29 protein-coding genes are annotated in these 25,178 nt (G+C 67.7%); 15 read left to right on the forward strand and 14 right to left on the reverse strand.

The window, feature by feature from the left end; genetic code table 11:
- Positions 1–6 precede the first annotated feature (6 nt).
- Entirely contained in the window at positions 7–1,518 is a 1,512-nt protein-coding gene (locus BEMPMBAN_RS08785; RefSeq protein ID WP_159230307.1) for a dynamin family protein, read from the forward strand.
- 63 nt (positions 1,519–1,581) lie between these two features.
- Positions 1,582–3,414, forward strand: a complete 1,833-nt coding sequence (locus tag BEMPMBAN_RS08790) for an Hsp70 family protein (RefSeq protein WP_159229987.1) — start codon at positions 1,582–1,584, stop codon at positions 3,412–3,414.
- On the opposite strand, the gene pcp is transcribed toward BEMPMBAN_RS08790, so the two are convergent.
- From pcp to BEMPMBAN_RS08825, 7 genes are all read right to left on the reverse strand, one after another.
- A complete protein-coding gene (gene pcp, locus BEMPMBAN_RS08795; protein ID WP_159229988.1) occupies positions 3,411–4,079 on the reverse strand; it encodes a pyroglutamyl-peptidase I in 669 nt (222 codons plus the stop codon). The genes BEMPMBAN_RS08790 and pcp overlap by 4 nt on opposite strands.
- Positions 4,080–4,087: 8 nt before the next feature.
- A complete protein-coding gene (locus BEMPMBAN_RS08800; RefSeq protein WP_159229989.1) occupies positions 4,088–4,573 on the reverse strand; it encodes a hypothetical protein in 486 nt (161 codons plus the stop codon).
- 27 nt (positions 4,574–4,600) lie between these two features.
- Positions 4,601–5,053: a hypothetical protein gene (locus BEMPMBAN_RS08805; RefSeq protein WP_337761749.1), complete on the reverse strand. Its 453-nt coding sequence runs from the start codon at positions 5,051–5,053 to the stop codon at positions 4,601–4,603.
- A gap of 40 nt (positions 5,054–5,093) precedes the next feature.
- The gene (locus BEMPMBAN_RS08810) at positions 5,094–6,035 is read right to left on the reverse strand and encodes an LLM class F420-dependent oxidoreductase (protein ID WP_159229991.1); all 942 of its coding nucleotides are present in this window, start codon (positions 6,033–6,035) and stop codon (positions 5,094–5,096) included.
- A 16-nt stretch (positions 6,036–6,051) separates the two neighbouring features.
- Positions 6,052–6,675, reverse strand: a complete 624-nt coding sequence (locus BEMPMBAN_RS08815; RefSeq protein ID WP_159229992.1) for a TIGR03085 family metal-binding protein — start codon at positions 6,673–6,675, stop codon at positions 6,052–6,054.
- A gap of 1 nt (position 6,676) precedes the next feature.
- On the reverse strand, positions 6,677–6,835 hold the full coding sequence (locus tag BEMPMBAN_RS08820) for a hypothetical protein (protein WP_159229993.1): 159 nt from the start codon (positions 6,833–6,835) through the stop codon (positions 6,677–6,679).
- Between the two features lie 63 nt (positions 6,836–6,898).
- Positions 6,899–7,444 (reverse strand): hypothetical protein, encoded by a 546-nt coding sequence (locus tag BEMPMBAN_RS08825; protein ID WP_159229994.1) that lies wholly within the window; start codon positions 7,442–7,444, stop codon positions 6,899–6,901.
- 321 nt (positions 7,445–7,765) lie between these two features.
- Here BEMPMBAN_RS08825 and dnaK point away from each other — a divergent pair, with 321 nt between their 5' ends.
- Genes dnaK through BEMPMBAN_RS08845 form a run of 4 tightly spaced genes read left to right on the forward strand, consistent with a single transcriptional unit; the run spans position 7,766 to position 11,908 of the window.
- Positions 7,766–9,634 carry a molecular chaperone DnaK gene (dnaK, locus tag BEMPMBAN_RS08830; RefSeq protein WP_159229995.1) on the forward strand — a complete coding sequence of 623 codons (1,869 nt, stop codon included), beginning with the start codon at positions 7,766–7,768 and terminating at the stop codon, positions 9,632–9,634.
- Positions 9,631–10,269 (forward strand): nucleotide exchange factor GrpE, encoded by a 639-nt coding sequence (grpE, locus tag BEMPMBAN_RS08835; RefSeq protein ID WP_159229996.1) that lies wholly within the window; start codon positions 9,631–9,633, stop codon positions 10,267–10,269. The genes dnaK and grpE overlap by 4 nt, the downstream gene beginning before the upstream one ends.
- Before the next feature lie 45 nt (positions 10,270–10,314).
- Positions 10,315–11,511 (forward strand): molecular chaperone DnaJ, encoded by a 1,197-nt coding sequence (dnaJ, locus tag BEMPMBAN_RS08840; RefSeq protein WP_159229997.1) that lies wholly within the window; start codon positions 10,315–10,317, stop codon positions 11,509–11,511.
- Between the two features lie 31 nt (positions 11,512–11,542).
- A complete protein-coding gene (locus BEMPMBAN_RS08845) occupies positions 11,543–11,908 on the forward strand; it encodes a heat shock protein transcriptional repressor HspR (RefSeq protein WP_159229998.1) in 366 nt (121 codons plus the stop codon).
- Positions 11,909–11,912: 4 nt separating this feature from the next.
- Here the strand turns inward: BEMPMBAN_RS08845 and BEMPMBAN_RS08850 are convergent, their stop codons facing one another.
- From BEMPMBAN_RS08850 to BEMPMBAN_RS08860, 3 genes are read right to left on the reverse strand one after another with little or no spacing between them, the layout of a single operon-like run.
- Positions 11,913–12,914, reverse strand: a complete 1,002-nt coding sequence (locus BEMPMBAN_RS08850; protein ID WP_159229999.1) for an acetamidase/formamidase family protein — start codon at positions 12,912–12,914, stop codon at positions 11,913–11,915.
- Positions 12,901–13,704: a CbtA family protein gene (locus BEMPMBAN_RS08855; protein ID WP_159230000.1), complete on the reverse strand. Its 804-nt coding sequence runs from the start codon at positions 13,702–13,704 to the stop codon at positions 12,901–12,903. Before BEMPMBAN_RS08855 ends, BEMPMBAN_RS08850 begins: the two co-directional genes overlap by 14 nt.
- Before the next feature lie 13 nt (positions 13,705–13,717).
- Complete coding sequence (locus BEMPMBAN_RS08860) at positions 13,718–13,945, reverse strand: CbtB domain-containing protein (RefSeq protein WP_159230001.1); 228 nt, start codon at positions 13,943–13,945, stop codon at positions 13,718–13,720.
- A 253-nt stretch (positions 13,946–14,198) separates the two neighbouring features.
- Here BEMPMBAN_RS08860 and nthB point away from each other — a divergent pair, with 253 nt between their 5' ends.
- From nthB to BEMPMBAN_RS08890, 6 genes are all read left to right on the forward strand, one after another.
- Positions 14,199–14,897 carry a nitrile hydratase subunit beta gene (gene nthB, locus BEMPMBAN_RS08865; protein ID WP_159230308.1) on the forward strand — a complete coding sequence of 233 codons (699 nt, stop codon included), beginning with the start codon at positions 14,199–14,201 and terminating at the stop codon, positions 14,895–14,897.
- Between the two features lie 26 nt (positions 14,898–14,923).
- Positions 14,924–15,520 (forward strand): nitrile hydratase subunit alpha, encoded by a 597-nt coding sequence (gene nthA / locus BEMPMBAN_RS08870; RefSeq protein ID WP_159230002.1) that lies wholly within the window; start codon positions 14,924–14,926, stop codon positions 15,518–15,520.
- Positions 15,520–15,921, forward strand: coding sequence for an SH3-like domain-containing protein (locus BEMPMBAN_RS08875; protein ID WP_159230003.1), 402 nt, complete (start codon positions 15,520–15,522; stop codon positions 15,919–15,921). The genes nthA and BEMPMBAN_RS08875 overlap by 1 nt, the downstream gene beginning before the upstream one ends.
- 13 nt (positions 15,922–15,934) lie before the next feature.
- Positions 15,935–16,447, forward strand: coding sequence for a DUF1097 domain-containing protein (locus BEMPMBAN_RS08880; protein WP_159230004.1), 513 nt, complete (start codon positions 15,935–15,937; stop codon positions 16,445–16,447).
- Between the two features lie 58 nt (positions 16,448–16,505).
- Positions 16,506–16,946: a MarR family winged helix-turn-helix transcriptional regulator gene (locus tag BEMPMBAN_RS08885; RefSeq protein WP_234897376.1), complete on the forward strand. Its 441-nt coding sequence runs from the start codon at positions 16,506–16,508 to the stop codon at positions 16,944–16,946.
- Positions 16,947–17,056: 110 nt separating this feature from the next.
- On the forward strand, positions 17,057–18,148 hold the full coding sequence (locus BEMPMBAN_RS08890; protein WP_159230005.1) for a substrate-binding domain-containing protein: 1,092 nt from the start codon (positions 17,057–17,059) through the stop codon (positions 18,146–18,148).
- A 72-nt stretch (positions 18,149–18,220) separates the two neighbouring features.
- Here the strand turns inward: BEMPMBAN_RS08890 and BEMPMBAN_RS08895 are convergent, their stop codons facing one another.
- From BEMPMBAN_RS08895 to BEMPMBAN_RS08905, 3 genes are read right to left on the reverse strand one after another with little or no spacing between them, the layout of a single operon-like run.
- On the reverse strand, positions 18,221–19,123 hold the full coding sequence (locus BEMPMBAN_RS08895) for an aldose 1-epimerase (RefSeq protein WP_159230006.1): 903 nt from the start codon (positions 19,121–19,123) through the stop codon (positions 18,221–18,223).
- Between the two features lie 24 nt (positions 19,124–19,147).
- Positions 19,148–20,314: an FAD-binding oxidoreductase gene (locus BEMPMBAN_RS08900; RefSeq protein ID WP_159230007.1), complete on the reverse strand. Its 1,167-nt coding sequence runs from the start codon at positions 20,312–20,314 to the stop codon at positions 19,148–19,150.
- Positions 20,315–20,333: 19 nt separating this feature from the next.
- Complete coding sequence (locus BEMPMBAN_RS08905; RefSeq protein ID WP_159230008.1) at positions 20,334–21,350, reverse strand: ABC transporter permease; 1,017 nt, start codon at positions 21,348–21,350, stop codon at positions 20,334–20,336.
- A 100-nt stretch (positions 21,351–21,450) separates the two neighbouring features.
- Here BEMPMBAN_RS08905 and BEMPMBAN_RS08910 point away from each other — a divergent pair, with 100 nt between their 5' ends.
- On the forward strand, positions 21,451–22,086 hold the full coding sequence (locus BEMPMBAN_RS08910; protein WP_159230009.1) for a TetR/AcrR family transcriptional regulator: 636 nt from the start codon (positions 21,451–21,453) through the stop codon (positions 22,084–22,086).
- Here the strand turns inward: BEMPMBAN_RS08910 and BEMPMBAN_RS08915 are convergent.
- A complete protein-coding gene (locus BEMPMBAN_RS08915; protein WP_159230010.1) occupies positions 22,081–22,752 on the reverse strand; it encodes a GAP family protein in 672 nt (223 codons plus the stop codon). The two genes, BEMPMBAN_RS08910 and BEMPMBAN_RS08915, sit on opposite strands and share 6 nt — an antisense overlap.
- 76 nt (positions 22,753–22,828) lie before the next feature.
- Here BEMPMBAN_RS08915 and BEMPMBAN_RS08920 point away from each other — a divergent pair, with 76 nt between their 5' ends.
- Together BEMPMBAN_RS08920 and BEMPMBAN_RS08925 are read left to right on the forward strand one after the other, a co-directional pair.
- Complete coding sequence (locus tag BEMPMBAN_RS08920) at positions 22,829–24,229, forward strand: amidohydrolase family protein (RefSeq protein WP_159230011.1); 1,401 nt, start codon at positions 22,829–22,831, stop codon at positions 24,227–24,229.
- On the forward strand, positions 24,222–25,172 hold the full coding sequence (locus BEMPMBAN_RS08925; protein ID WP_159230012.1) for a putative antibiotic biosynthesis monooxygenase: 951 nt from the start codon (positions 24,222–24,224) through the stop codon (positions 25,170–25,172). Before BEMPMBAN_RS08920 ends, BEMPMBAN_RS08925 begins: the two co-directional genes overlap by 8 nt.
- Positions 25,173–25,178 lie beyond the last annotated feature (6 nt).

Genomic DNA, 25,178 nt, shown 5'->3' on the forward strand with positions numbered 1-25,178 from the left:
CGAACCCTGAGCACAAGCGACCAAGTGCGGGCCATCCTCGGGGGCACCATCGCGGCCTACCGGGCCGATCCCGCCTACCGCCAACGTCCGGACCTGCAGCGCGAACTCGAGCGCATCGGCGGCCGGCTCAACCAGCCCATGCGCATCGCGTTGGCCGGCACGCTCAAGGCCGGCAAGTCGACTCTGGTCAACGCCCTGGTCGGCGAGGACATCGCTCCGACCGACGCGACCGAGGCGACGCGCATCGTCACCTGGTTCCGTCACGGCCCCACCCCGAAGGTGACCGCCAACCATCGCGGCGGGCGACGTTCCAACGTGCCGATCACCCGGCGGTCGGACGGTCCTGCGCAGGAGCGGGGCCTGACGTTCGACATGGCGATGCTCGACTCCGACGACATCGTCGACCTCGACGTCGAATGGCCGGCTGCCGAACTGACCGACGCGACGATCATCGACACGCCCGGCACCTCGTCGCTGTCCCGCGACGTCTCGGCCCGCACGTTGCGGTTGCTGGTGCCCGACGACGGCGTGCCCCGGGTCGATGCCGTGGTGTTCCTGCTGCGCACCCTCAACGCCGCCGACATCGCGCTGCTCAAGCAGATCGGTCAGCTGGTCGGCGGCTCGTCCGGCGCGCTCGGGGTGATCGGGGTGGCCTCCCGCGCCGACGAGATCGGGGCAGGCCGCATCGACGCGATGTTGTCGGCCAAGGACGTCGCGCAGCGGTTCACCGCAGAGATGGACCGCACCGGCATCTGCCAGGCCGTGGTGCCGGTGTCGGGTCTGTTGGCGCTGACCGCCCGCACGCTGCGGCAGAGCGAGTTCGTGGCGCTGGAGAAACTCGCCGCGGTGGAGCCCGCCGCATTGGCCAAAGCGATGCTGTCGGTCGACCGATTCGTGCGCGAGGACGGCAGCGAAGCCGCGTTGCCGGTTGATGCCGCGACCCGCGCGGCGCTGCTGGACCGGTTCGGGATGTTCGGGATCCGGATCTCGATCGCCGTGCTGCGCGCCGGGGTCACCGACTCGGTGGCGCTGGCCGACGAACTGCTCGAACGCAGCGGTCTGGTGGCGCTGCGCGAGGTGATCGACCAGCAGTTCGCGCAGCGCTCCGATCTGCTCAAAGCGCATACCGCGCTGTTGTCGCTGCGACAGTTCGTGCAACGCAATCCGGTGTACGCGACCCCGCAGATTCTCGCCGACATCGAGCCGCTGCTGGCCGACACCCACGCGTTCGAGGAACTCCGGCTGATCAGCCAGTTGCGGTCCCGATCGACCACCCTCAACCCTGACGAGATGGCCTCGTTGCGCCGCCTGATCGGCGGCTCCGGAACCGATGCCGCCAGCCGACTGGGACTGCGGGCGGACGCCCCCGACGACGGGCCGCGCGCCGCCTTCGCCGCAGCTCAGCGGTGGCGTCGCCGGGCTGATCACCCCCTCAACGACCCGTTCACCGCGCGGGCCTGCCGGGCGGCGGTGCGCAGCGCGGAGGCCCTGGTCGCCGACTACGCGCGCGGCAGGTAGCGGCGCGGGATCGGGTGAGCCGGGGACGCCTAACGTTTTCGTGCTCGCAAACGACTAACAGATATGCGCAGTTCTCTGGGTGTCTCGTTGGGCGCAGCTAACCTCGTCGCAGTCGCCGACGGACGGCCGACAGTCCGGCGGGCGGTGGTGACGCTGCCCGGTGGTGTGTCGCTGACGGGGTTCGTCGACCGTGTCGGTGACCCGGTGCCACTGGTGGCGCCCGACGGCTCCAGCCACCATGCGGACCGGTTGGCTGCGACCGCCATCGAAACGTTGACCCGGATCGCCCGGCCGCAGCGGCGGCCCGACGTCGCCGCCGTCGCGGTGCCCGCGCACTGGCCGGAGTCGGCGGTGGCGGCGCTGCGCGCCCGCGTTCCGCATCTGACCGTGGTGTCCGACGCGGTGGCCGCACTCACCGTGCTGCAGACCGACCCCGGGCTGCCGACACGCGGTGTGGTGGCGCTGTGCGATTTCGGTGCCACGGGCAGCAGCATCACGCTGGCCGATGCCGGCAACGGCTTCGCGCCGATCGGGCAGACGGTCCGCTACCCCGACTTCTCCGGGGACCTCATCGACCAGGCCGTGCTGGGCCGCGTGCTCACCGACCTGGAGGTCGACCCGGCAGGCACGTCGGCGGTCGAGTCGCTGAGCGAGTTGCGTGAGCAGTGCCGTGCCGCGAAGGAGCGGCTGACTGGTGCGACCGCCACCGGGCTGGTCGGTGCCGGGGCGAGGATCCGGCTGACCCGAGCGGAACTCGAGGCGGTGATGCGGGCTCCGCTCGATGGGTTCGTCGAGGTGCTGCTCGACATGCTGCTGCGGAACCGGATCGCTGCGACACAGCTCGCGGCGATCGCCACAGTAGGTGGCGGTGCGCGTATTCCGCTTGTCACCCAACGGCTTTCGGAGACTCTTCGGCTGCCTGTGACCACCACGCCCTACGCGCAGGCCGCGGCCGCGGCCGGGGCGGAGCTACTCGCCCTGCGGGGCGCCGAACACGAGGCGCGCACCGCGCTCGTCTCGGCACCTGGGCTGCCCGAGACGGTGGCGGCTGCGGCGGTTCCGCTGGCCTGGTCGGCGGAGACCACCGACCTCGGCGCCACCGGGTTCGGCGACACCCAGTTCGTCGAACCCGTCTATGAGTCGGCCGACGCGCGACCCGACGTCCACTTCGATCCGCGAGGTGACGATGTCCCCGAGTTCGACCCGCTGCCCTGGTATCGGCGGCCCGGCGTGTTGTTCGCCGGTGCGGCCTGTCTGGCCGCGGTGGCGATGACGGGCTTGGTGCTGACCACGCAGACCGGTCAAGCCGACACCTCCCCGGCCGGCGCGTCCGGGATCTCCACACCGGTGGCGACGCAGCCGATGGAGGCGCTTGCCCCGCTCACCGCGTTGCCGCCTCCACCGGCGACCGAGACGGTGGTCGCGAACGCTCCTGCACCGCGGGTGGTCCAGGTGTCTCCTCAGGGGCCGCCGCCCCCACGGCGGGTGGTCGCCAAGCAGGCGGCGCCGCCGGTGATTCCTCTCCCTGCGGCCCCTGCGACATCCGCCGCGCCGGAACCGACACCGACATCGACACCAGAGCCGACCCCGACACCTTCGCCGACCCCGACGCCTTCGGCCACGCCGGAGCCAACCCCGACGCCTTCGCCGACTCCGGAGCCAACCCCGACACCTTCGCCGACTCCGGAACCAACCCCGACGCCTTCGCCGACACCGGAGCCGACCCCTACACCGACGCCGACGCCGACTCCGGAACCTTCGCCGACACCGGAACCGACGGCCACGCCCGAGCCGCAGCAGACGCCACCACCTGAGCCCGGAACGTCAGCCGTCCCCGAGGCGGTCGCCGACTCCGAATGCGCGCCTGACTCGGCTTCCGGCTGCCAGGCCGGCTAGATCTGCAGGCGGGACGGGAACGGGTCGGCGATGTCGTCGGTGTGTGTCACCGCCGCCTCGATCGCAGCCGAGATTCCCGCCGCTGCCGTGTCCACCGACATGCTGGGAGCGCCCAGGTTGCGGTCGAGCGCGGCGACCTCGGGCAGATGGGGCAGGTGCAGCCAGCCCGCCCGGATCGGCAGGTCGTGCCGGGCGATGTGGTGCAGCATCCCGTACAGCAGGTGATTGCACACGAAAGTGCCGGCGGCGTCGGACAAGTCGGCGGGAATGCCGGCTCGGCGCATCGCGATCACCATCGCGCGGTTGGGTGTGGTGGCCCAGTAGGCGACGGGACCGTCGGGGGCGGTGGGTTGCCCGTTCAGTACTTCTCCGGCGGTGTCGGCGACCCCGTAGCGCGCGCAGTCGTTGAGGTTCTGCGCCAGCCGTTCAACCGTGATCATGGAACGCCCGCCGAACTCCCCGAGCATGATCAACAGCTCAGGTCCCACTTCGTCGACCGCCTGAACGGTTGCCGCGACGGACTCGAAGTATGCGCCGGGCACGATCCGCGACACCACCGAGGCGCCGGCGATGACTCGGCCGTCCACGGCCTCCGCGGCCAGCTGCGCGGGATTGGTGGGGGTATCGGCATAAGGCCCGAAACCGGTGACAAGCACCTTCGTCACAGCTGGACTCAGGGCTCTGCCGGCGGCGGCGGAGTCTCCGTCACTGTCTCGGTTTCGGTCTGGGTGACGGTGCTGGTACTGGTGCTCGTGGTGACCGACGTGGTCGGCGTCGTCGTGGTTGTTGTCGTTGTTGTCGTGGTGGTCGTCGGCTCGGTGGTGGTCGGGGCGACCTCGGTGGTCGTCGTCGGGGTGGCGGTCTCGGTCACTGTCGCGGGGGGCACCACGGCCGGGGCCGGGGTCGACGTCACCGGTGTGAGGGATGTCGTCGTGGTGGTGTCCGACGTCGAGTCGCCGGTGATGGCCTTGGCCAGCCCGTAGACGATCAGGGCGATAAGCACCGCGCCGATCGCGCCGAACGCGACCAGTGCCACCGGCTTGCGGTACCAGGGCACACCGCCGGGCGGCGGCTCGTCGTAGGAGCCGTAGTTGCTGAGCTGGGTCGGCTCCTCGTCCGAGTAGTTGTTCGGGTCGTCAGGAGATCCGTAGCGCGCCACGAATCCCGATAGTAGGCGCGCTCGCCGCTACGGAGCCGGGTTCAGCGTGCGTGTCACGTTGGTGCGCGGGCGGTTGCGGGTGGTTCGTGAGGTGGAATCGTCGTCCGCGTCGTCCTCGCGTGTCCTGGGAGGGCGGTAGTTCGGGTTCCGGCCAGGTGATTCCGAGGTGTCGGCGGTGCTCGGAGGCGTCAGGTCGGGATTGATGTCGGTGGTGACCGGCGGGCTGGTGCTGGTGATGGTCCCGGTCGTGGTGCGCGTCGGCGACCGGGTCTCGGTGGCCGAGGTCCCCGAGTCGATGTAGTTGATGGGTGCCTGCGGCGGATCGTTGAACTGCCGGGTGCCCCAGCTGATCGTGACGACCAGCAGCGCGATCGCGGCCATGCCCGCCAGGCTGGCTCCGAGCAAGGTCGAGGTGCGGTTGTGCCAGGGGACGGGTGGCGCCTCCCCATGGGCGTCTTCGTCTCGATCCCGGCTGCTCACGGCCACCGATAGTAGCCGCGGATACCGGTCGGACGCTGACTCAGCGGAGCTGGGGGACGACCCGCTCGGCGAAGAACGCCACGTGGTCGAGATCGGACATGTCGAGGAGCTGCAGGTAGACCCGCTGCACACCGGCTTCGATGAAGGGGCCCAGTTTGTCGACGATCTCTGACGGGGTCCCGACCGCAGGCGAGTTCGTGCGAAGTTCGTCGACCTCGCGGCCGATCGCCGCCGCGCGCCGGGATACGTCCTCGTCGTCGCGGCCTGCGCACACCACGAACGCGGCCGAGTAGGTCAGCGAATCCTTTTCCCGCCCCTGCTCCTCGACGGCCGCTGCGACCCGCGCGTACTGCGTGCTAAGCGTTTCCAGCGGTACGAACGGGATGTTGAACTCGGCGGCGTATCTGGCGGCCAGCGCCGGGGTCCGTTTGGCGCCACCGCCGCCGATGATGATCGGCGGGTGCGGTGATTGGGCGGGTTTGGGCAATGCTGGGGACTCGGAGACGGTGTAGTGCGTCCCGGTGTAGTCGAAGGTCTCACCGACCGGTGTGGTCCACAGCCCGGTGAGGATCTCGAGCTGCTCGGTCAGCCGGTCGAATCGCTCGCCCAGCGGCGGGAAGGGGATGGCGTAGGCGCGGTGTTCGGCTTCGAACCACCCGGCGCCGATGCCGAATTCGATACGTCCGTTGGACATCTCGTCGACCTGGGCCACCGAGATGGCCAACGGCCCGGGGTGGCGGAACGTCGCCGAGGTCACCATGGTGCCGAGCCGGATCGAGGTGGTCTCCCGGGCGAGGCCGGCCAGCGTCACCCACGAGTCCGTCGGACCAGGCAGCCCGTCGCCGGCCATCGCGACATAGTGGTCGGACCGGAAAAACGCCGAATATCCCGCGCTCTCCGCGATCCGGGCGACCGCGAGCTGGTCGGCGTAGCTGGCTCCCTGCTGGGGTTCGACGAAGATTCTGAAGTCCACTGGGTCCACGACTTTCAGCCTATGCTCACAGCCCGCCGCGGGCCTTCTTCACCCGCTCGATCAGGTCGGCCGGTCCGTCGATCGAGACCCGGGCCTGGTCGCGGCCGGCGGCGAACAGCAGCAGCTCGCCGGGCTCCCCGGTGACCGTGACCGGTTGGCCCTGCCCCGCGGTGGCAAGCGTCTGGCCCTGCGGGGTGCGGAGAACGACCTTGGCCGGTGCCTTGCGCAGCGTCATCCGCGACATCATCGCCACCGGCCTGCGCAGCGCCGCGACGGTCCTGTCGTCGAGCGCCCGGGGTTCCCAGTCCGGACGAGCCCGTCGGACGTCCTCGTGGTGGATGAACATCTCGGCCACGTTCGCGATCGGATCCAGCAGCTTGAACGGCGAATAGAGCGGCGGTCCCTCGGCGACCTGACCCAGCAGCGCATCCCAGTCGGTGGATGCCGCCAGTTGTTTCTGGACCCGCTCGGTGTAGCCGGCGAACGCCGGGATCAGGATTCCCGGCGCCGCGTCCAACCGGCGCTCTCGGACCACGAGGTGTGCGGTGAGATCGCGGGCGTCCCAGCCCTCGCACAAGGTGGGTGCGTCCGGCGGAACCTCCCGGAACGTCGCAACAAGGGCGGCCCGTTCCCGCTGTGCCACGGTCATGTCAGTGGTGGCCCTTCTGTCGTGTTTCCCGTAGTGCGTCTTTGGTGAGTTTCCCACCTGCCCGCCGGTCGACCCAGTCGCTTCGGGTGAACAGCGCCCGATCGCCGCGCGCCCCGAACAGCACGAGTACCTGCGGTTCGATGGTGGTGTCGGCGTTCATCCGCTGTGCTGTTCCACGTCGGATCAAACGTCAAACTTCAGGCGGATGTGACGCGCCGCCGGGTCAGAAGCCTTCGACGCCTTCGACACTGACGACCATGCCCCGTCCGGTGCTGTCGTTGGTGAACCGGGTGCCGTCCACATCGGCCTCGATGGTCCAGCCCACCGCCGAATAGGTGCGATAGTCCAGGGTTTCGGCGGGGATGGCACCCAGATTGCCCAGCACCCAGCTGATCCTTCCGTCGGCGGTGAGGCGCACCCCGTTCGCCGGCGTCCCCTCGATCTCGGGCGCATCGGTGAACGCCGCCTCGCAGCCCACCTCCTGCGCGTTGAGTTGGCACCTGGTCTTGCCGGACTTCGTCTCGATGAACACATACCCGTTGCGGGGCTGGAGCACCTCGCCGCTGGAGGGCCGGGGCGCCGTCGGGGTCGGACGCGGGTTCATGGTGGACGGCGGTGCCGCGGTGGGGCGGCTCGGCCGCGGGGTGGAAAACTCCGGCTCGGCGAACGAGTCCTGTTCCCGCGTGGCGGTGCCCTCGACGCTGGACTGGCATCCGGCGAGCAGGCCGGCGCAGGCAAGCACGCTTGCGATCGCCAGGCGCGTGTTCATTCCGACCAGCGTACCCAGCATGTGGCGACAGTGACGCAAGTGACGCGCGGGTCGACGCTGGTGGAGGAGGTCGGCGGTCGCACCGTGAGTGTGAAGCCAGGGCTGCGATGACGCTGCAGATCGCGACCCGGAATGGTATTTCGCGCAAGCGAGCGGTGCGGACGGGAACAAATCACGGCACGGTCCCGTTGGCTCTATCGATAGTTGAGTGAATCAGACTCAAGTCTGAGTTGACACCACGGTGGCAACAGGTGCAGTCTTGAGCGCGGTGCACTCACACATCTGAGGACCAACTAAACGTCTATTCAGGAGGCAGCAATTATGGCTCGTGCGGTCGGTATCGACCTCGGGACCACCAACTCCGTCGTCGCAGTGCTGGAAGGTGGCGACCCAGTCGTCGTCGCCAACTCCGAGGGCTCCCGGACCACCCCTTCGGTCGTCGCGTTTGCCCGCAACGGCGAAGTGCTGGTGGGTCAGCCCGCCAAGAACCAGGCGGTGACCAACGTCGACCGGACCATCCGTTCGGTCAAGCGTGAGATCGGCACGGAATGGTCCGTGGAGATCGACGGAAAGAACTACACGCCGCAGGAGATCAGCGCACGCATCCTGCAGAAGCTCAAGCGCGACGCCGAGAGCTACCTCGGTGAAGACATCGCCGACGCCGTCATCACGGTGCCCGCCTACTTCAACGACGCTCAGCGCCAGGCCACGAAGGAAGCCGGCCAGATCGCCGGGCTCAACGTGCTGCGCATCGTCAACGAGCCGACCGCGGCCGCGCTGGCCTACGGCCTGGACAAGGGCGAGAAGGAACAGACCATCCTGGTCTTCGACCTCGGCGGCGGCACCTTCGACGTGTCGTTGCTGGAGATCGGCGAGGGTGTGGTCGAGGTGCGCGCCACCTCCGGCGACAATCACCTCGGCGGCGACGACTGGGACGACCGGATCGTCGAATGGCTCGTCGACAAGTTCAAGGCCTCGGCCGGCATCGACCTGACCAAGGACAAGATGGCGATGCAGCGGCTGCGTGAAGCCGCCGAGAAGGCGAAGATCGAGCTGAGCTCGGGTCAGTCCACCTCGATCAATCTGCCCTACATCACGGTCGACGCGGACAAGAACCCGCTGTTCCTCGACGAGCAGCTGACCCGCTCGGAGTTCCAGCGCATCACCCAGGATCTGCTCGATCGCACCCGCAAGCCGTTCCAGCAGGTCATCAAGGATGCCGGGATCGCAGTCGGCGACATCGACCACGTGGTCCTCGTCGGCGGCTCCACCCGGATGCCCGCGGTCTCCGAGCTGGTCAAGGAGATGACCGGCGGCCAGGAGCCCAACAAGGGCGTCAACCCGGACGAGGTCGTCGCCGTCGGCGCCGCACTTCAGGCCGGTGTGCTCAAGGGTGAGGTGAAGGACGTTCTGCTGCTTGACGTCACGCCGCTGTCCCTCGGTATCGAGACCAAGGGCGGCGTGATGACCAAGCTGATCGAGCGCAACACCACGATCCCGACCAAGCGGTCGGAGACGTTCACCACGGCCGACGACAATCAGCCGTCGGTGCAGATCCAGGTGTTCCAGGGCGAACGTGAGATCGCCTCGCACAACAAGCTGCTCGGCTCCTTCGAGCTGACCGGTATCCCGCCGGCCCCCCGCGGCGTGCCGCAGATCGAGGTCACCTTCGACATCGACGCCAACGGCATCGTGCACGTCACCGCCAAGGACAAGGGCACCGGCAAGGAGAACACGATCCGCATCCAGGAAGGCTCCGGCCTCTCCCAGGAGGAGATCGACCGGATGATCAAGGACGCCGAGGCGCACGCCGAGGAGGACCGCACGCGTCGCGAAGAGGCCGACGTCCGCAACCAGGCCGAATCGCTCGTCTACCAGACGGAGAAGTTCGTCAAGGAGCAGCGGGAACCCAAGGAGGGAGCGGGTGGTCCTTCAGTATCCGAGGACACGCTGACCAAGGTCGACGGCGCGATCACCGAGGCCAAGACGGCGTTGGCTGGCACCGACATCGGTGCGATCAAGTCCGCGATGGAGAAGCTGGGTGAGGAGAGCCAGGCCCTGGGCCAGGCGATCTACGAGGCCACCCAGGCCGAGCAGGCTGCCGGTGGCGGTGACGCCTCCGGGGCCGACGGTTCCAACGACGACGTCGTCGACGCCGAGGTTGTTGAGGACGATCAGGAGCGCAAGTGAGTGACGCCGACCGAGACCGTTCCGCTGAACAGGAACCGATCACCGTCACCGACAAGCGGCGCATAGACCCGGAAACGGGTCAGGTGCGGGACGCCGCGGCCGCCGGGCCGGCCCCCAGTGGGGGGCCGGCGCCGGACGAGTTCGCGGGCGAATCCGTCGAGGAAGCCGGCAAGGCGGCCGAGTTGCTCAACGACCTGCAACGCGTGCAGGCGGATTTCGCCAATTACCGTAAGCGGGCGCTGCGCGATCAGCAGTTGATCTCCGACCGCGCCAAGGCGTCGGTGATCACCCAGCTGTTGCCGGTTCTCGACGACCTGGACCGGGCCCGTAGCCACGGTGACCTGGAGTCCGGACCGCTGCGGTCTGTCGCCGACAAGCTCTCGACAGCGCTTGAGGCGCTTGGGCTTTCGGGATTCGGTAGCGAGGGTGACGAGTTCGATCCTGCGTTGCACGAAGCCGTTCAGCACGAAGGCGAGGGCACGCATCCGGTCGTTGGGACCGTGATGCGGCGCGGCTACAAGGTCGGTGATCAGGTGGTCCGCCACGCCATGGTGGGCGTCGTCGACACTGTTCCCGACGCGACCGCGGCCGACGGTAATGCCGACGTGAGCGCGGAACAACCCTCAGAATCATAAGAGTTGACCATCTACAACAACGAGCGGGAGAGGAGGTGACCCGATATGGCCCAGCGAGAGTGGGTTGAGAAGGACTTCTACAAGGAGCTCGGCGTCACCTCTGATGCCGACGAGAAAGAGATCAAGCGGGCCGCCCGCAAGATTCTCTCCGAGAACCACCCCGACCGGAACCCCGGCAACGCCGCGGCCGAAGAACGGTACAAAGCCGCCTCGGAAGCCAAGGAAGTCCTCACGGATCCGGCGAAGCGCAAGGAGTACGACGAAACCCGCCGGCTGTTCGCAGGCGGCGGGTTCGGTCGTGGCCGCTTCGGTGCGGGTGGCGGGGGCGGCGGAGGTTTCGGCGGGTTCGGCGGCGGCGGCGACGGTCAGGAGTTCAACCTGAACGACCTGTTCGATGCTGCCGGTCAAACCGGGGGTGCGAACATCGGGGATCTGTTCGGCGGGCTTTTCGGGCGGGGTGCTCAGCAACCGCGCCCGTCGCGTCCGCGCCGGGGCAACGACCTCGAGACCGAGACCGAGCTCAGCTTCCTGGAGGCCACCAAGGGTGTGGCGATGCCACTTCGGCTGACCAGCCCGGCGCCTTGCACCAACTGCCACGGCAGTGGCGCACGTCCGGGAACCAGCCCGAAGGTCTGCCCGAACTGCAACGGAGCCGGCGTCATCAGCCGCAATCAGGGCGCGTTCGGCTTCTCCGAACCGTGCACCGAATGCCGCGGCAGCGGGTCGATCATCGAGAACCCGTGCAACGAGTGCAAGGGAACGGGCGTGACCACCCGCACCCGCACCATCAACGTGCGGATACCTCCAGGCGTCGAGGACGGTCAGCGGATCCGGCTGGCCGGCCAGGGCGAAGCCGGACTCCGGGGAGCGCCGTCGGGTGACCTCTACGTGACCGTTCATGTCAGGCCGGACAAGGTGTTCGGGCGCAACGGCGATGACCTGACCGTGACGGTCCCGGTCAGCTATCACGAGTTGGCCTTGGGTACAACGCTTTCGGTTCCGACGCTGGAAGGCAAGGTCGGGGTGAGGGTGCCCAAGGGGACGTCGGACGGTCGCATCCTGCGGGTGCGTGGACGTGGCGTGCCCAAGCGGTCCGGGGGCCACGGCGATCTGCTGGTCACCGTGAAGGTGGCGGTGCCACCCAATCTGGAGGGTGAGGCCGTCGAGGCCCTCGAGGCCTACGCCAAAGCCGAGCGCGCCGCTGGGTTCGATCCCCGGGCGGGATGGGCCGGTTCGCTGTGATGAGCGCTCGCGCGAAGAACCGAGGGCTCCAATGAGTGCCGGCCGCAGGGAGGAAGCCAGGACGTTTCTGATCTCGGTGGCTGCCGAACTGGCCGGAATGCACGCGCAGACCCTGCGCACCTACGACCGGCTGGGTCTGGTCAGCCCCCAGCGTAGTTCCGGTGGCGGACGGCGCTATTCGGAACGTGACGTCGATCTTCTCCGCGAGGTGCAGCGGCTGTCGCAGGACGAGGGCGTCAACCTGGCGGGGATCAAGCGGATCATCGAGCTGACCAACCAGGTCGAGGCGCTGCAGGCCCGGGTCCGCGAACTGAGCGCCGAGGTCGAGCAACTGCGGGCTCAGCCGCGCGCAAAGAGCACCGCGCTGGTGGTGTGGCAGCCACGCCACCAGCGCTAGCTCCTCACGCCAACATCGCCCCCTGGGACCTCAGCGAGGTGTGCATCCCGGAGAACGGGCTGGCCTCGGGCAGAAGAACTTTCGGGATCTTGGTGACTGCGCTGTAGTTGACGTCGACGACGTTGGCCAGCGGCGACAGGCACAGCTGGCTGCACAGCTGATACGCATCGAGTTCCCCCAGGGCGTAGAGCTCGACCAACCACCGCACCATCTCCACCTGACTACACCGCCAGGCGTCTTCGAGCGGACGCGCGGAGCCCACGGTGAGAAGCGCGTCGTCGTGCTCGAACCGGGGCCAGGCCGGGGCGTGGCCCTTGATCAGATCGACGATGAGCGTGACGTCCATGGCCCCTTCCAAGGCGGTTCCGCACGTCTCACCCTCGCCCTGGCGGTAATGGCCGTCGCCGATGGAGAACAGCGCGCCCTCGACGTTCACACCGAGATAGACCGTGGTGCCTGCGCGCAGCTCGGGGGTGTCCATGTTCCCGCCGAAGTAGTCGGGCACCAGGGTGGTACGGACTTCGCGCAGTGCGGGCGCGACACCGACCGTGCCCAGCATCGGAGCCAGCGGAAACGTCAATTCGAAATCCGACTCGTGGGCGGTGAACACCGCGGTCGACGCTGCCCGGTCAACTGCGTATATCCAGGTCAGCTCCTTCAACGGTGTTTGAAGGCCCGCCGTCCTGTCGGTTCCGGTCAATGCTCCGAACAGGGGGATGGTCGTCGACGCCGCCCAGTCCCGCGCCGGTGTCAACGACACCACGTGCAGTGCGAGGGTGTCGCCGGGCTCTGCCCCGGTGACGTAGAACGGTCCGGTCTGGGGGTTGAGCTCCTTGGGGTTGAGTACCTGGCTGGGTTTGTCGTCGGGTGAGGTCACCCGGCCGGCGAATGCATCTTCGGTCCACAGCCGCAGGACGGTGCCCGGGGCGACCTCCATGACAGGTTCGGCGCCGCCGAACGTCCACACGTACTGCTCGCGGGACGGGGTGAACTCAACGACCGGCATGTGCCACCGCTGCCATCGGTGCTGGGGCGACGACCCGGGGAAGCGCGACGGCGAACGTGGCGCCGAGCACGGTCCACATCACAGCGTGGCTGATCACCGAGGACAGTCGGAAGTCGGCGAGAAGCTCGGCCGGGAAGCCGGGGAAGATCGCGGAACCGTCGGGGCCGGTCAGGGGTTCCGGGACCTCGCGGACCGGGGGCATCACGACGATGACCGCTGTCATCGACACCAGGTAGCCGGCGAAGGCGGTGACTGCGGCTCGTGCTCCGCCGATCCGCGGTGCCAGCCGCAATGCCGCGGCCAGGGCGAGTGCCGCAACAGCGATCGACACGACCATCACGGTCAGGTACAGGAACGTGCGTTCACCTGCCGTATCGGGATCGCCGACGCCGGGAGGGTTGGCCGGGTAGGCCAGAGAAGGCATCAGTGCCACGGTGACGAACGCCGCTGCCGCGGTGGCCACGGCGGCTCCGCGCAGGTCTGCTCGCACCCCGTGCCGCGTGAGGGCGGCGAACGTCATCGTCAGCGCCACCGCGAACAGCGCACCCACGATCACGCCGAACGCAACGGTGCCCACCGCTGCCCCGACGTTCTCCTGCACCGCTCGGCTGAACACCTCGTGTTCGTGGCTGTGCCCGCCGGTCAGCGATTCCTCTACGTGTGCACGCGCCCCTTCGAAGTCGATGGCCGCGTCGATCAGCGGCGCCATCTGTAGGCGGGCGTAGACGAAGGTGGCCAACCCTGCGGCCAGCCCACCGGCCAGGCCGAGGGCGATGATTCGTTTCTCCATCGTCGGTGCCTTTCTAGTGGCAGGGGAAGCCCAGCAGATGCCGGGCGTCGTGGAGGAATTCGTGGACGTGGGTGTCGGACCCGAACACCGACACCGCGCCCTGGTCATAGCCGAGGAAGTAGTAGGCGATCAACGCCACCACGGTCGTGGTGGTCAGCCACAGGGCTGCCTCCAGCCGTGAGGTGTCCGGTAGATCGAGCACGCCGGCGCGCCGGGACGTTGCCGTCGAAGTGGGAGACATGGGGGACCTCTCTGTTGAATATTTGTCTGATGAAAATATTTTGAACGAGCGCCAGTGTGCGAATGCATGCTGCTCGCCGTCAACTCGAATGCCAGGTTAGGAGTTGGACGAAACGCACATTTAACACGGTTTTGGAATCAGGTTAAGGCCCTGTTACGGCTGGCCCCAGCAATTGCGATGGCGCACGCATCATGTGCATAGTTTCGTCTGGAAGTATTGCCAACATGAAATAAGGATCGGAGGCGTGACCGCGATGCATGGTCCGCATGATGTCGGAGGGCGTGACGGTCTCGGCGCCATCGCCGAGGAATTTCTCGAACCGGGGATCCCCGATTGGCGGTATCCGTTCGAGGGCCGCATGCACGCCGTCACGGCGATGGCGATCGCCAAGGGCGCGTTCAACCTCGACGAGCAACGGCACGGGATCGAGCTGATGAAGTGGAGCGAATACATCGACTCGACGTACTACGCGCACTGGCTGTTCTCAGTGGAGAAGCTGCTCAACGACAAGGGGTACATCTCCCATGACGAGATCGACGCACGAATGGCCGAGCTCGGTACCCCGCAGATGACTCCGCACCCGCAGAAGCCCGAGACCCTGTCGCCGTTCGCGCAGCAGATGGTCGACGTGCTGTGGGCGGGCACGCCTCACGACCTGTCAGCCGATACTCCGCCGGTGTTCGCGGTCGGTGACGCCGTCGCGGTGCGCAACATCAACGCGACCAGTCACAACCGCCTGCCGGGCTACCTCAATCGTGCCAAGGGAGTGATCGCCAAACTGTATGGGGCTTTTCATGATCCGGCGGCCAGTGCCCACCGGCAGGAGGATGAGCCACACCAGCTCTACATGGTGAAGTTCAGCTCGACCGAGCTGTGGGGCGACGAAGCAAGCGAGGAATTCGACCTTTACGCCGATCTGTTCGAGGGCTACCTCGAACCTCTCGGCAAGTGACCGCTTTCGGACAAGGAGAACACGAGATGGATTGGCTGTCTTTGAAAGACGTCGAAGCGCGGGTCAACGCGCTCGAGTCGTTGATGGTGGAGAAGGGCCTGGCCGAGCACGAGGCCGTCGACGCGGTGGTGGCGTCGTTCGAGAACGACATGGGCCCGGTCAACGGCGCCAAGGTGGTGGCGCGAGCGTGGACCGACCCGCAGTACCGTGAATGGCTGCTCTCCGACGCCACCGCCGCGATCGCGGACATGGGCTTCACCGGCCTGCAGACCGAGCACATGGTGGCTGTCGAGAACACCGCCGACCGACACAACGTCGTGGTGTGCACGCTGTGCTCGTGCTACCCCTGGACGCTGCTGGGCATCCCGCCCGCCTGGTTCAAGTATCCGCAGTACCGCGCCCGGGTGGTCAAGGAACCGCGCAGCGTGCTCGCCGAGTTCGGTGTCGAACTTCAAGACCACGTGAAGATCGACGTGTGGGACAGCAGCGCCGAGATCCGCTACCTGGTCATCCCCGAACGTCCGAAGGGCACCGAAGGTCTGACCGCCGACGAGCTGGTGCCGCTGATCAGTCGAGACTCGATGGTCGGCACCGCACTGGTGTCCGCGCCGGAGGCGGCCTGATGAGCGCGCCGACCGACGAGATCGCGTTCGTCGGATTCGACGATCCGGGTGACGCCACGGCACTGCCTCGCTCCAATGGCGAACTCATCTTCGATGCACCCTGGCAGGGAAGGCTTTTCGGGCTCGTTGTGCAGATGTGCAAGTCCCGGATTTTCGAATGGGACGAATTCAAGAAACACCTCATCGACGTGATCGGGGAGTCGGAAAGCCTCGGGATGACCGACGTCTGCGACCCGGCGGTGTACTACCGCCAGTTCGGCGAGGCGTTCACCCGACTCGCTGTGGAGAAGCAGTTCCTCCACGAGGCCGGCCTGGAGGACCGCGTTCGCGAGGAGGCAGTCCGACTTTCGCACGCCGACCATGACCATGGACACGACCACGACCATGACCACGGGCACTGAAGGGAGCGCTGTGATGTCGAAGATGACTGCGTTGTCCATCAGCGTCGGGGTGCTCGGGATGCTCTCGACGTTGATGACCGCAACGGTGTGGCCGTTGCCGGTGTGGGTGTTGTTCCTGGCTTGGGCATCGTTCTTCTTCGTCGGATCGGGGATCAGCGGGCTGCTGAAGTCGGTGGCGTGCAACTGGACCGGGATCGCGATCGCCACAGCGACACTGTGGTCGGTTCAGTCCACCGAAAGCGCACTGCTGCTGTCGATCGCTGTCGGGGTCGGCAGCCTGGTGATGGTTCAGGTTTCCCGAGTGCCATGGATATCAGGGACTCCAGCAATCGTTTTCGGGTTCGCGATGACGGTCGGCACGATAGCTGCCACCGGAAACGGCGTGACCACAGCAGGATTCGGGCATCCGGCACTGGTCGCCGCGACGACGGCGTTGGTCGGAGCGGGATTCGGGCTGGCCTCGGAGTGGGGCGCCACGCTGATCGGGAACCTGGTTCCCCCGCGCGCGGTCGCCGCGCCCGGGTGACCGGGATAAGCTGCAGTCGACAATAGTTTTCATCGGAAGCAATGACGTCAGGAGCGTTGTGCCGACCTCGACCAGTATCGAGAGCGTTTCCGAGGTGTTCTTTCGGGTCGGACGCTGGTGGACCGAGGCGTTGACGCAGGGATTGCTCGACGCCGAGATTGCGAGCCTGGAGGGCTGGCGGGTCCTTGGTGCGCTCCGCAGCGGGGATGGCTTCACGATGAGCGACATCTCCGCGGCGATGGGGATCCCGCCGCCCACGCTCACCCGGATCGTCGACAAGCTCGTCGAAGGAGGATTTGTGCTCCGCCGCGTCGATGCCACCGACCGCCGGCGCGTACTGATCTACCTGTCGGTCAGGGGCAAGACCAAGGTGCGGCGGCTTGCCCGGCAGGAGGCGCAGGTCAAGGCATTGCTGGTCGAGGAGTTCGGTGAGGACACCGCGATCCTCCTGATTCGGACGCTGGCCCGGGTGGGTGAGCTTCCCGTCGGGAGACGCTGACCGATGAGCCGGCGGCGGCGGGCTTATCGCCAACAGAACAGCTGCGCAATGGCGCGGTAACGCAGTACCGCGACGATGGGGCTGTATGGGTGCGGTGAGGAGGCACTGCGATGGATGTTCCACCGGTTCTCGGCGGTGATCGCCGCCGAGCGACCATCGACATCGCACTGGTCGTGCCGCGCAGCGGTTCTGCAGGGATCTACGGTCCATCGTGCGAGGCGTGCGCCGAACTCGCGATCACCGACCTCAACGACACCGCCGGCTTGCTGTCGCGGCCGGTGCGGCTGCTACCCGTTGACGGCAGCCGTCCGCCCGCCGTGGTGGCGGCCGACATCGCACGGTTGGTGGCGGCCGGGGCCATCGACGCGGTCACCGGCTGGCACATCTCGCCGGTGCGGCAGGCGGTGGCCAAGGTCACGGCGGGGCGGATTCCCTACGTGTACGGCCCGCTCTACGAAGGCGGCGAACGTACCCCGGGACTGTTCCTGACCGGGGAGACGCCGTCACGTCAGTTGCTGCCGGCCATGGATTGGATGACGGCGGAGTACGGTGTCGATCGCTGGATCGTGATCGGCAACGACTATGTCTGGCCCAAAGAGACCGGTGCCGCGGCGCGGCTGCACGCCAGGTCCCAGGGACGGCCGCTGGTCGACGAGATGTACCTTCCTCTGGGCACCGAGGATTTCAGCGCTGCCATCAAGCAGGTCGAGATCACCGGTGCCGCCGGCGTCGTGCTGTTGCTCGTCGGTGGTGACGGGGTCGCCTTCAACCGACAGTTCGCCGGCGCCGGCCTGGCCGCCTCGGTGCCGAGGCTCAGTCCGCATGTCGAGGAGAACATGCTGCTGGCCAGTGGGTACGGCAGCAACGACGGGTTATTCGCGGCGGCAGGGTATTTCGAAGCCCTCAACACCTCCGCGAGCATGGAGTTCGCGGCCCACTACTACCGGCATTTCGGGCCGGCCGCCCCAGCACTGAACAGCATCGGCGAATCCTGTTACGAGGCGATCACCTTGCTGATCGCGCTGGTGCGCAGAGCCGGCTCGCTGCGCATCGCGGAGATGACGACGGCAGCGGAGAACCTCACCTATGTCTCCCCGCGCGGGGAGGTCCGGATGCGTGGCAACCAGCTCAACCAGGACATCTACGTCGCTGAGGCGCACGGCCTCGATTTCGAGGTACGCGACCGCATCTCCGCCGCTTGATCGTCGTCCGGCTGGTGTTGTTTGCCGGACTCCTCAACGCGGCTCGTTCCTCGCCGCTTGATCGTCGTCCAGCTAGGCGACCTTGATCCGGAACTGGGCTGTCGCAGATTCGCCTGGCTGCACCTCGTGATACCCACCGCGGCGCAACGCGTCGGTCGGGGCGGCCATCGGCTCGAAGCACACGACGTCGTCGTCGCCGGGTGCGAACACCTGCGCAGCGGTGAAACCCTGATCGAAGTGCACCTCGATGCGCCGGTCGCCGCCCGAGAGGGCGAACACCGAGCCCGGTGCGACCTCGTCGTACCCGTCATCGATGAACCTGTCCCCCAACAGCTCTGAGGCTGCCGGACGGTCCTCGATCCGGCCGGTCGGAATTCCCCAGGCGTTCACCGGCTGGTACCGCATGGCGGGTGTCTCGATGTTCCAGTTCGCCCGCGGCACGCCGGGCAACTGCAGGTAGGGATGGAAGCCGAAGCACATCGGCACCCGCGACCCGGTGGTCGCAGTGACCGTGGTCTTCACCGTGAGGGTGCGGTCGAGCAGGGTGATGTCCAACGTCAGCAGGTGCGGGAACGGAAAGGTCGCCAGCAGCGCCGGCCGGGCGGCGAAATCCAGTTCGGCTGTCAACTGAGACTCCAGCATGGTGGTGACGTCCCAGTCCGGGTACGCGGCCAGCGTCCCGTGGATCGGCACGCCGTGCTCGTCGGTGCGCACCCCGCCGGTGCCCGGGGTCAGCGTCACGACGGCCCCGTCGACGCCGTAACCATTACTGCTCAGTCGGTTCGCCCACGGATAGAGGATCGGGATCCCCATGGTCTTGTGGTTGGACACGTAGGCCTGCAGGCCGCGACGCTGACCCAGCAGTTCGGCGCCCCCGTCCGACAGCGACGTGGCGACCATGCCCGCGCCGGGGACGTAGGTGACGGTCAGCGCGGACGAGGGATCGCGCAGCGTGACGGTTTCAAACTCGGCCATGGCAGTCGATCCTGCCATGTGGGCTCAGCTTGCCAGCGGGTCATGGCGGATTTGTTCGGCAGGTGCGCCTTTGGCGATCAGTGCGGCCTTGGTGGCCTGCACCATTTCGGGCTTGCCGCACAGCAGGATCTGGCGGTCGCTCCAGCTGCCGTACCGGGTGACGACGTCGGGCAGGGCACCGGTCTGCCGGACGTGAAGTCCACGAGGCGGCGTCGCGTCGGGGTAGTCGGCGGCCCACGGAGGATCGGTCTCGAGCTCCGACACCGGCGTCACCGACAGCCAGGGGTTGGTCGAAGCGATCTCCCAGAGGGTGCGCAGGTCGTAGAGCTCGCACGGGTACCGCGCCCCGAAGAACAGGTGGACGCGAGGGTTCTCCCCGAATCTGGTCAGATCCATGATCAGGGCACGCAGCGGCGCCAACCCGGTCGAACCGGCGACCATCAGGACGTCGCCGGCGTCGCGGTCGACGTGCATCGCGCCGTGCGGGTTGGACAGCCGCCACCGATCGCCGGGGCGGGCTTCGCCGACGATCGCCGTGCTCACCATCCCGCCGGGCACCGAGCGGATGTGGAACTCGACGTACCCGGCCGGGTCGGCCGGGATCGACGGGCTCAGGTAGCGCCACCGCCGCGGCCATTGCGGGACCTGGACCGGGACGTACTGACCGGGCAGATAGTTCAGCGCGTGGTCCATCTTCAGCCGAACGATCGAGACGTCGCGGGTGGGCCGCAGATGTTCGAGCACGGTGCCGTCACTGAACGGCGGGCTGGTCTCGGCGTCCGCGGCGCCGCTCATCACGCCGATGACCAACTCGACGACGTCGTTGACCGCCTCGTTGAGCCGGCGGTCCCACCGGTCGGCCAGCTGGGAGCGCAGCACGGTCAGCAGTGCCTGCTGCAGCGACGCGTAGTGCGCCGGGGTGACACCGTACTTGCGATGGTCCCGGCCGAGCTGGGCGAGGAAGGCCACCGGCTCCTCGGCACGCTGGGCGATGAGCTCGTCGCACAGCCAGCACAGGGCCTGGGCGAACACCCGGCGCTGCTTCGCCATGTCCGGCGGGAACAGGTCCCGGGCGGCGAGATCCGCGCCGAACCATCGAGTGTGGATCTCGCGGATCAGCGCCTCGGACCCGAGATCCGGGTCGACGGCATCGCGGAGGATGCGCATCGATTCCCGGTCTTCGAGTCCCACGCCGCACGATACTAAGTCACTACTCTGTGGATCCCGGTCGACGCAGCGCGGCGGTGACGATGAGCACAGTCCCGGCCAACACCCAGCAGGCCAGCACCACAACCGCGCTGGTCGCGCCCGCGCCGTCGAACGCGGCCGTCGACCGCAGCAGGGTGGCGGTTGCGCCCTGAGGCAGCAGCTGGCCCAGCTGTCCCCACGGTGCGGGCAGCATCTCCGGGGCACTCGTCAGCCCCGACAGCGGGTTGCCCACCAGCAGCGCCAGCAGCGCGCCGACAGCCAGGCCGACCCGGCCGAACAGCGCACCCAGACCCAGCACGGTCAACGAGGCAGCCGCCACCCCGAGGGTGACCGCCGCCGCGACGCCCCAGAAGTTCTGGTCGATCGAGCCGAACACATAACGCAACAGGATCGCGATCGTGACACCGGCGACGCCGGAGAAGACCACCGCGGCGCCGAAACGGGTCCACGCCTCGCGTCGCAGCACCAACAGCAGGGCGATCGCCGGCAGCAATCCGGCCAGTGTGATCGGGAGCGCCGACGCGGCGATGCCGGCCCCGCGGGGATCGGCTGACGGGAGCGGGGCGAGGTCTTCGGTGTCCATCGGCATCCCGGTCCGCTGGCTGATCTGGCTTCCGAGTTGGGTCAGCAGTTGGGCGATCGCCGGGCTGCCACCCGAGGCGATCAGCAGCCGGGGCTGTGCGCCCGGCTCGGAGGGGAGTACGACGCCGCCGTAGACGTCGCGCTGCCGGATGGCTTCTGTCAACGCCGCTTCGCCGGGGTAGTAGACGACCTCGAAGGCGCCGGGGGCGTTCTGCTCGAGCATCGTGGCGAGCTGCCCGCCCGCGGCCTGCGGGCCCGCCGCCCCGATGGGCACATCATGCGGACCGGTGTGCACGGCGGGTAGCGCGAACGCCAACGCCAGGATCACCAGGACCGTGGTGATCGCGACGATGACGCCCGCCGCGCGCGCCGCTGCCGGTGCCTCGTGCGAGGGCTCCGAGCGATGGTGGGTGTGCTCCGGGCTGGTGGTGACCATGACCTGTCCCCTTTTCACTGACTGTTGAATTAACCGCTGAGGGGAGCGTAAGCCTTCGCCCTCAGGATTTCAACAGCCATTGAAATGGTAGCGTCGCTGTATGCCACCACCAGCGCATACGGGCAGGCGCCGGGGCCGGCGGCAGGGCGGTCCGGTATCCCGGGACGTGGTTCTGTCCGCGGCGAAGACCCGGTTCGCCCGGGACGGATACGAGAAGACGACGCTGCGGGCCATCGCCGAGGAGGCGCGCGTCGATCCGTCGATGCTGCTGTACCTCTTCGGTTCGAAAGAGGAACTGTTCCGCGAGTCCCTGCGGCTGATCATCGACCCGGAGGTGCTCGTCGCCGCCCTCACCGGCACCGGTGACGACGAACCCGACATCGGCACCCGGATGGTGCGGACCTACCTCGGTGTGTGGGAAGCGCCGGAGAGTTCGGCGAGCATGCGAACGATGTTGGCGTCGGCGACCTCCAACCCCGACGCGCACGCCGCGTTCCGCGGCTTCATGCAGAACTATGTGCTGACGGCTGTTTCCGGTGTGCTCGGTGGTGACGAACAGGCCAGGCTGCGGGCGATGCTGGCGGCGAGCAGCCTGGTGGGCACGGCGATGCTGCGATACCTGATCTGCGTGCCGCCACTATCGGATCTGCCGACCGAGGACGTGGTGCGCCTGGTGGCGCCGACGGTGACCCGGTACCTGACGGCGGACGCCGACGAGCTGGGGCTTCCGCTATAAGCCGTGAATCCCCTTGTACAGCACCAGAAGGCCGATCACCACGAGGATCGCGGCGACGAGGACCGCGTGCTTTTTCTCCATCCAGTCCTTGAGCCGGGTCAGGGCCGGATCGAGACGTTGGCCCGACACCGCGTACCCGAGGATGGGCAATGCCACCGACGAACCCGCCACCGCCACGAACCAGCCGACCGCGATCCACACGCTCGGTGACGGCAGGCCCGCCGAACCGATGGCCAAACCGGCTGCCGCACAGATGAACAGCACCTTGACATTGGCCACCGTCAGGACCGCGGCGGTCACGGCCGCTTTGGCGGGAGTCAGCGAACTCATCCGGGTCATCCACCCCGGCATGTGCTCGGATTTCTTCCGGGTGAACCACCGGTAACCGCCGAAGACGATCAGCGCGACGCCGACGACGATCCGGAGCCACGAGGCCCACCCCGGCGGTTTCTCGCCGATCCCGCCGATCAGGTTGGACACCGAGAGGAACGCCCCGGTCAAGACGGCGAGGCTGAGGATCCAGCCGGCCGCGAACGCCAACCCCGTCGGCTTGGGCCGCGCCGTGTGCAGCGCCAGCACCGCCGGGATGATCGACAGCGGAGACAGCGCCACCACCAGCGCGAGCGGAATGAGCTCGGTGAGAATCGATCCCCAGTCACCCGACACCCGGAGAACCTAACAAGAAGTCGCCCTTCGTGGCGCTTGAACCTCGGTAACGGCTCGTGAACGGTACCCTCACTCGATGACGCAGGTTCATCTCGGGCACGTCTTCCATCTGGCTGGACGGCCTGGGGTCGCCGACTCGCCCAGCGCCCTGGTGTCCTTGCCCGATGGCGCGCTGGTCATCGACGATGACGGCCGGATCGTGTTCTGCGGGGACCGCGGGCGGCTGCCTGCCCGGTTTGGCTCCGCGGAGACCGTCGACCACCGGCCCGGGTTTCTCCTGCCGGGCTTCGTCGACACCCACATCCATTTCCCGCAGACCTTCGCCGGAGATTCCTACGGGGGCGGCCAGCTGCTGGAGTGGCTCGACCAGTGCATCTTCCCAGCCGAATCCCGGCTCGCGGATCCGGAGTTCGCCCACCAGGCGGCGGTGGAGTTCTGCGAGCGTCGCATCGCCGCAGGCACCACCGCGGCGATGGTGTTCGGGTCGGCGTTTCCCCACGCCCAGGACGCGTTGTTCACCGAGACCCGGCGGCGGGGCCTGCGCATGGTCAGCGGTCGCGGCATCCAGACTGTCGGCCCGGACAGCGCCGCCGCACTGATCACCTCGGAAGAGGACGCACTGCGGCTGACCGCCGAGGAGATCGACAGGTGGCACGCCGCTGACACCGGCGACGTGGCGACTGCGCTGTTGCACGTGGCCATCGTCCCGAGGTTCTCGCTGTCGGTCACCGCTGAGACTCTGAAAAGCCTTGGGGAGCTCTACGATTCAGTGCGTGATCGTGGTGTCTACGTGCACTCGCACCTCAACGAGAACAACCGACCCGGAACCGGCGAGGTGGACTCGGTCCTGCAGACCTATCAGGTCGACAGCTACCTGGACACCTACGACGGGAAGTTCCTGCCGGGCTCGCAGGTCGGTGGCACGAGCCTGCTCGGTCGACGCACCATCCTCGCCCACTGCGTGCACTGTCAGGACGCGGAACTTCAGCGGATGGCCGAGACGGGGACCTCGATCTCGCACTGTCCGGTCTCGCAACTGTTCCTCGGCTCCGGGACGATGCCGTGGCGCCGCACCGTCGCCTCCGGTGTGAACATCTCCGCCGGAACGGATTTCGCTGGCGGTGACGAATGGCTGATCCCGCGGGTCCTCGGTGATGCCTTCAAGGTCCACATCAATGAGGCTGACGAGGCGGGGGTCTCGATGCACCCCGCCGAGATGCTGTTCGTCGGCACCCTCGCAGGTGCGCGGGCACTGGACATGGAGGACCGGTTCGGCAACTTCGACGGCGGTAAAGAGGCGGACTTCGTGGTGGTGGACCCGTCGCGCACCCCCGCACTGGCGAACTCGATCCTGCGTGGCGTCCGCTCCTCCGATGCCGACATGGCGCGCGATCAGACACTTTTTGCGTTGTTGATGGGGATCCGGGAGTCCTCGATCGCGCAGGTCTACGTGCAGGGTCGCCGCGTCGATGAGTGAGGCAACGGCGGTCACCGTCTTCCATCCGGTGGACGACTCGGCCGCTTTCGGTCGTTGGTCGCAGGATCTGTTGGCGTCGGCGCAGGCAGCGGCGGGTCATGTGGCCGGCCAACTCTCCGCGTTCCCCGACGCGGTGCTGGATTGTGCTGTGGCCGTGACCTTTTCCGATGAGATACAGCTACACGGCTGGCTCGACAGTGCGGACCGGGATGATGTCCTCGGCGACGGCCGGGCGCGCGGTTACTCGACGTGTTCGGGCGACCTGATCTTCACCGACGACGGTCCGCTGGCGGCGGGCGTGGGACTGTTCCGCCATGACGTCGCGGCGGGCAAGGAGGCGGATTTCGAGGCGATGGAGGTGCGCCTGGCGGTCGCTGCCGCCGGCATGCCCGGCCATGAGGGGACGGTGCTGCTGCCGCCGGACCGGCACGGCGACTGGATCTCGCTGGTGCGGTTCCGCACCAGCGCTCAGCTGTCGGAGTGGCTGCGCTCAGCCGAACGGTCCGAGGCCTTGTCTGGACTGCGCTCGACCCTGCGACGGGAATTTGCTTCCGCGTCCAACACGACTCCCTTCGCCACCACGGTGCGGATCGAGGGCGGCCGCACTCTGATGACGCCGAACTGGAAGTCGGCGATGCTGGTGCTGCTCGTGCTCTACCCGACTGTGATGCTGCTGTCACGATTCCTCGGACCGGTGCTCGCCGATGCCGGTGCAGAACCCTGGTTGGGGTTGTGGCTCAGTCAGATCGTCAGCGTGGCGGCGATGCAGTGGTGGCTGATGCCGACGGCGTCACGGCCGTTCCGTCGCTGGCTGGACCCGGTCGAGGGGAGGGGCTTCCGTATCGGTGTTGCGGGGGCGGCGGCGATCATCGTGTTGTACGCGGTGACCCTCACGGTCTTCGCGACCGTGCATGAGCTGCACTTCTGGGACTACGTCGACTGATTGACG

It is taken from the genome of Mycolicibacterium austroafricanum, assembly GCF_902705885.1.
GTDB lineage: Bacteria > Actinomycetota > Actinomycetes > Mycobacteriales > Mycobacteriaceae > Mycobacterium > Mycobacterium vanbaalenii_A.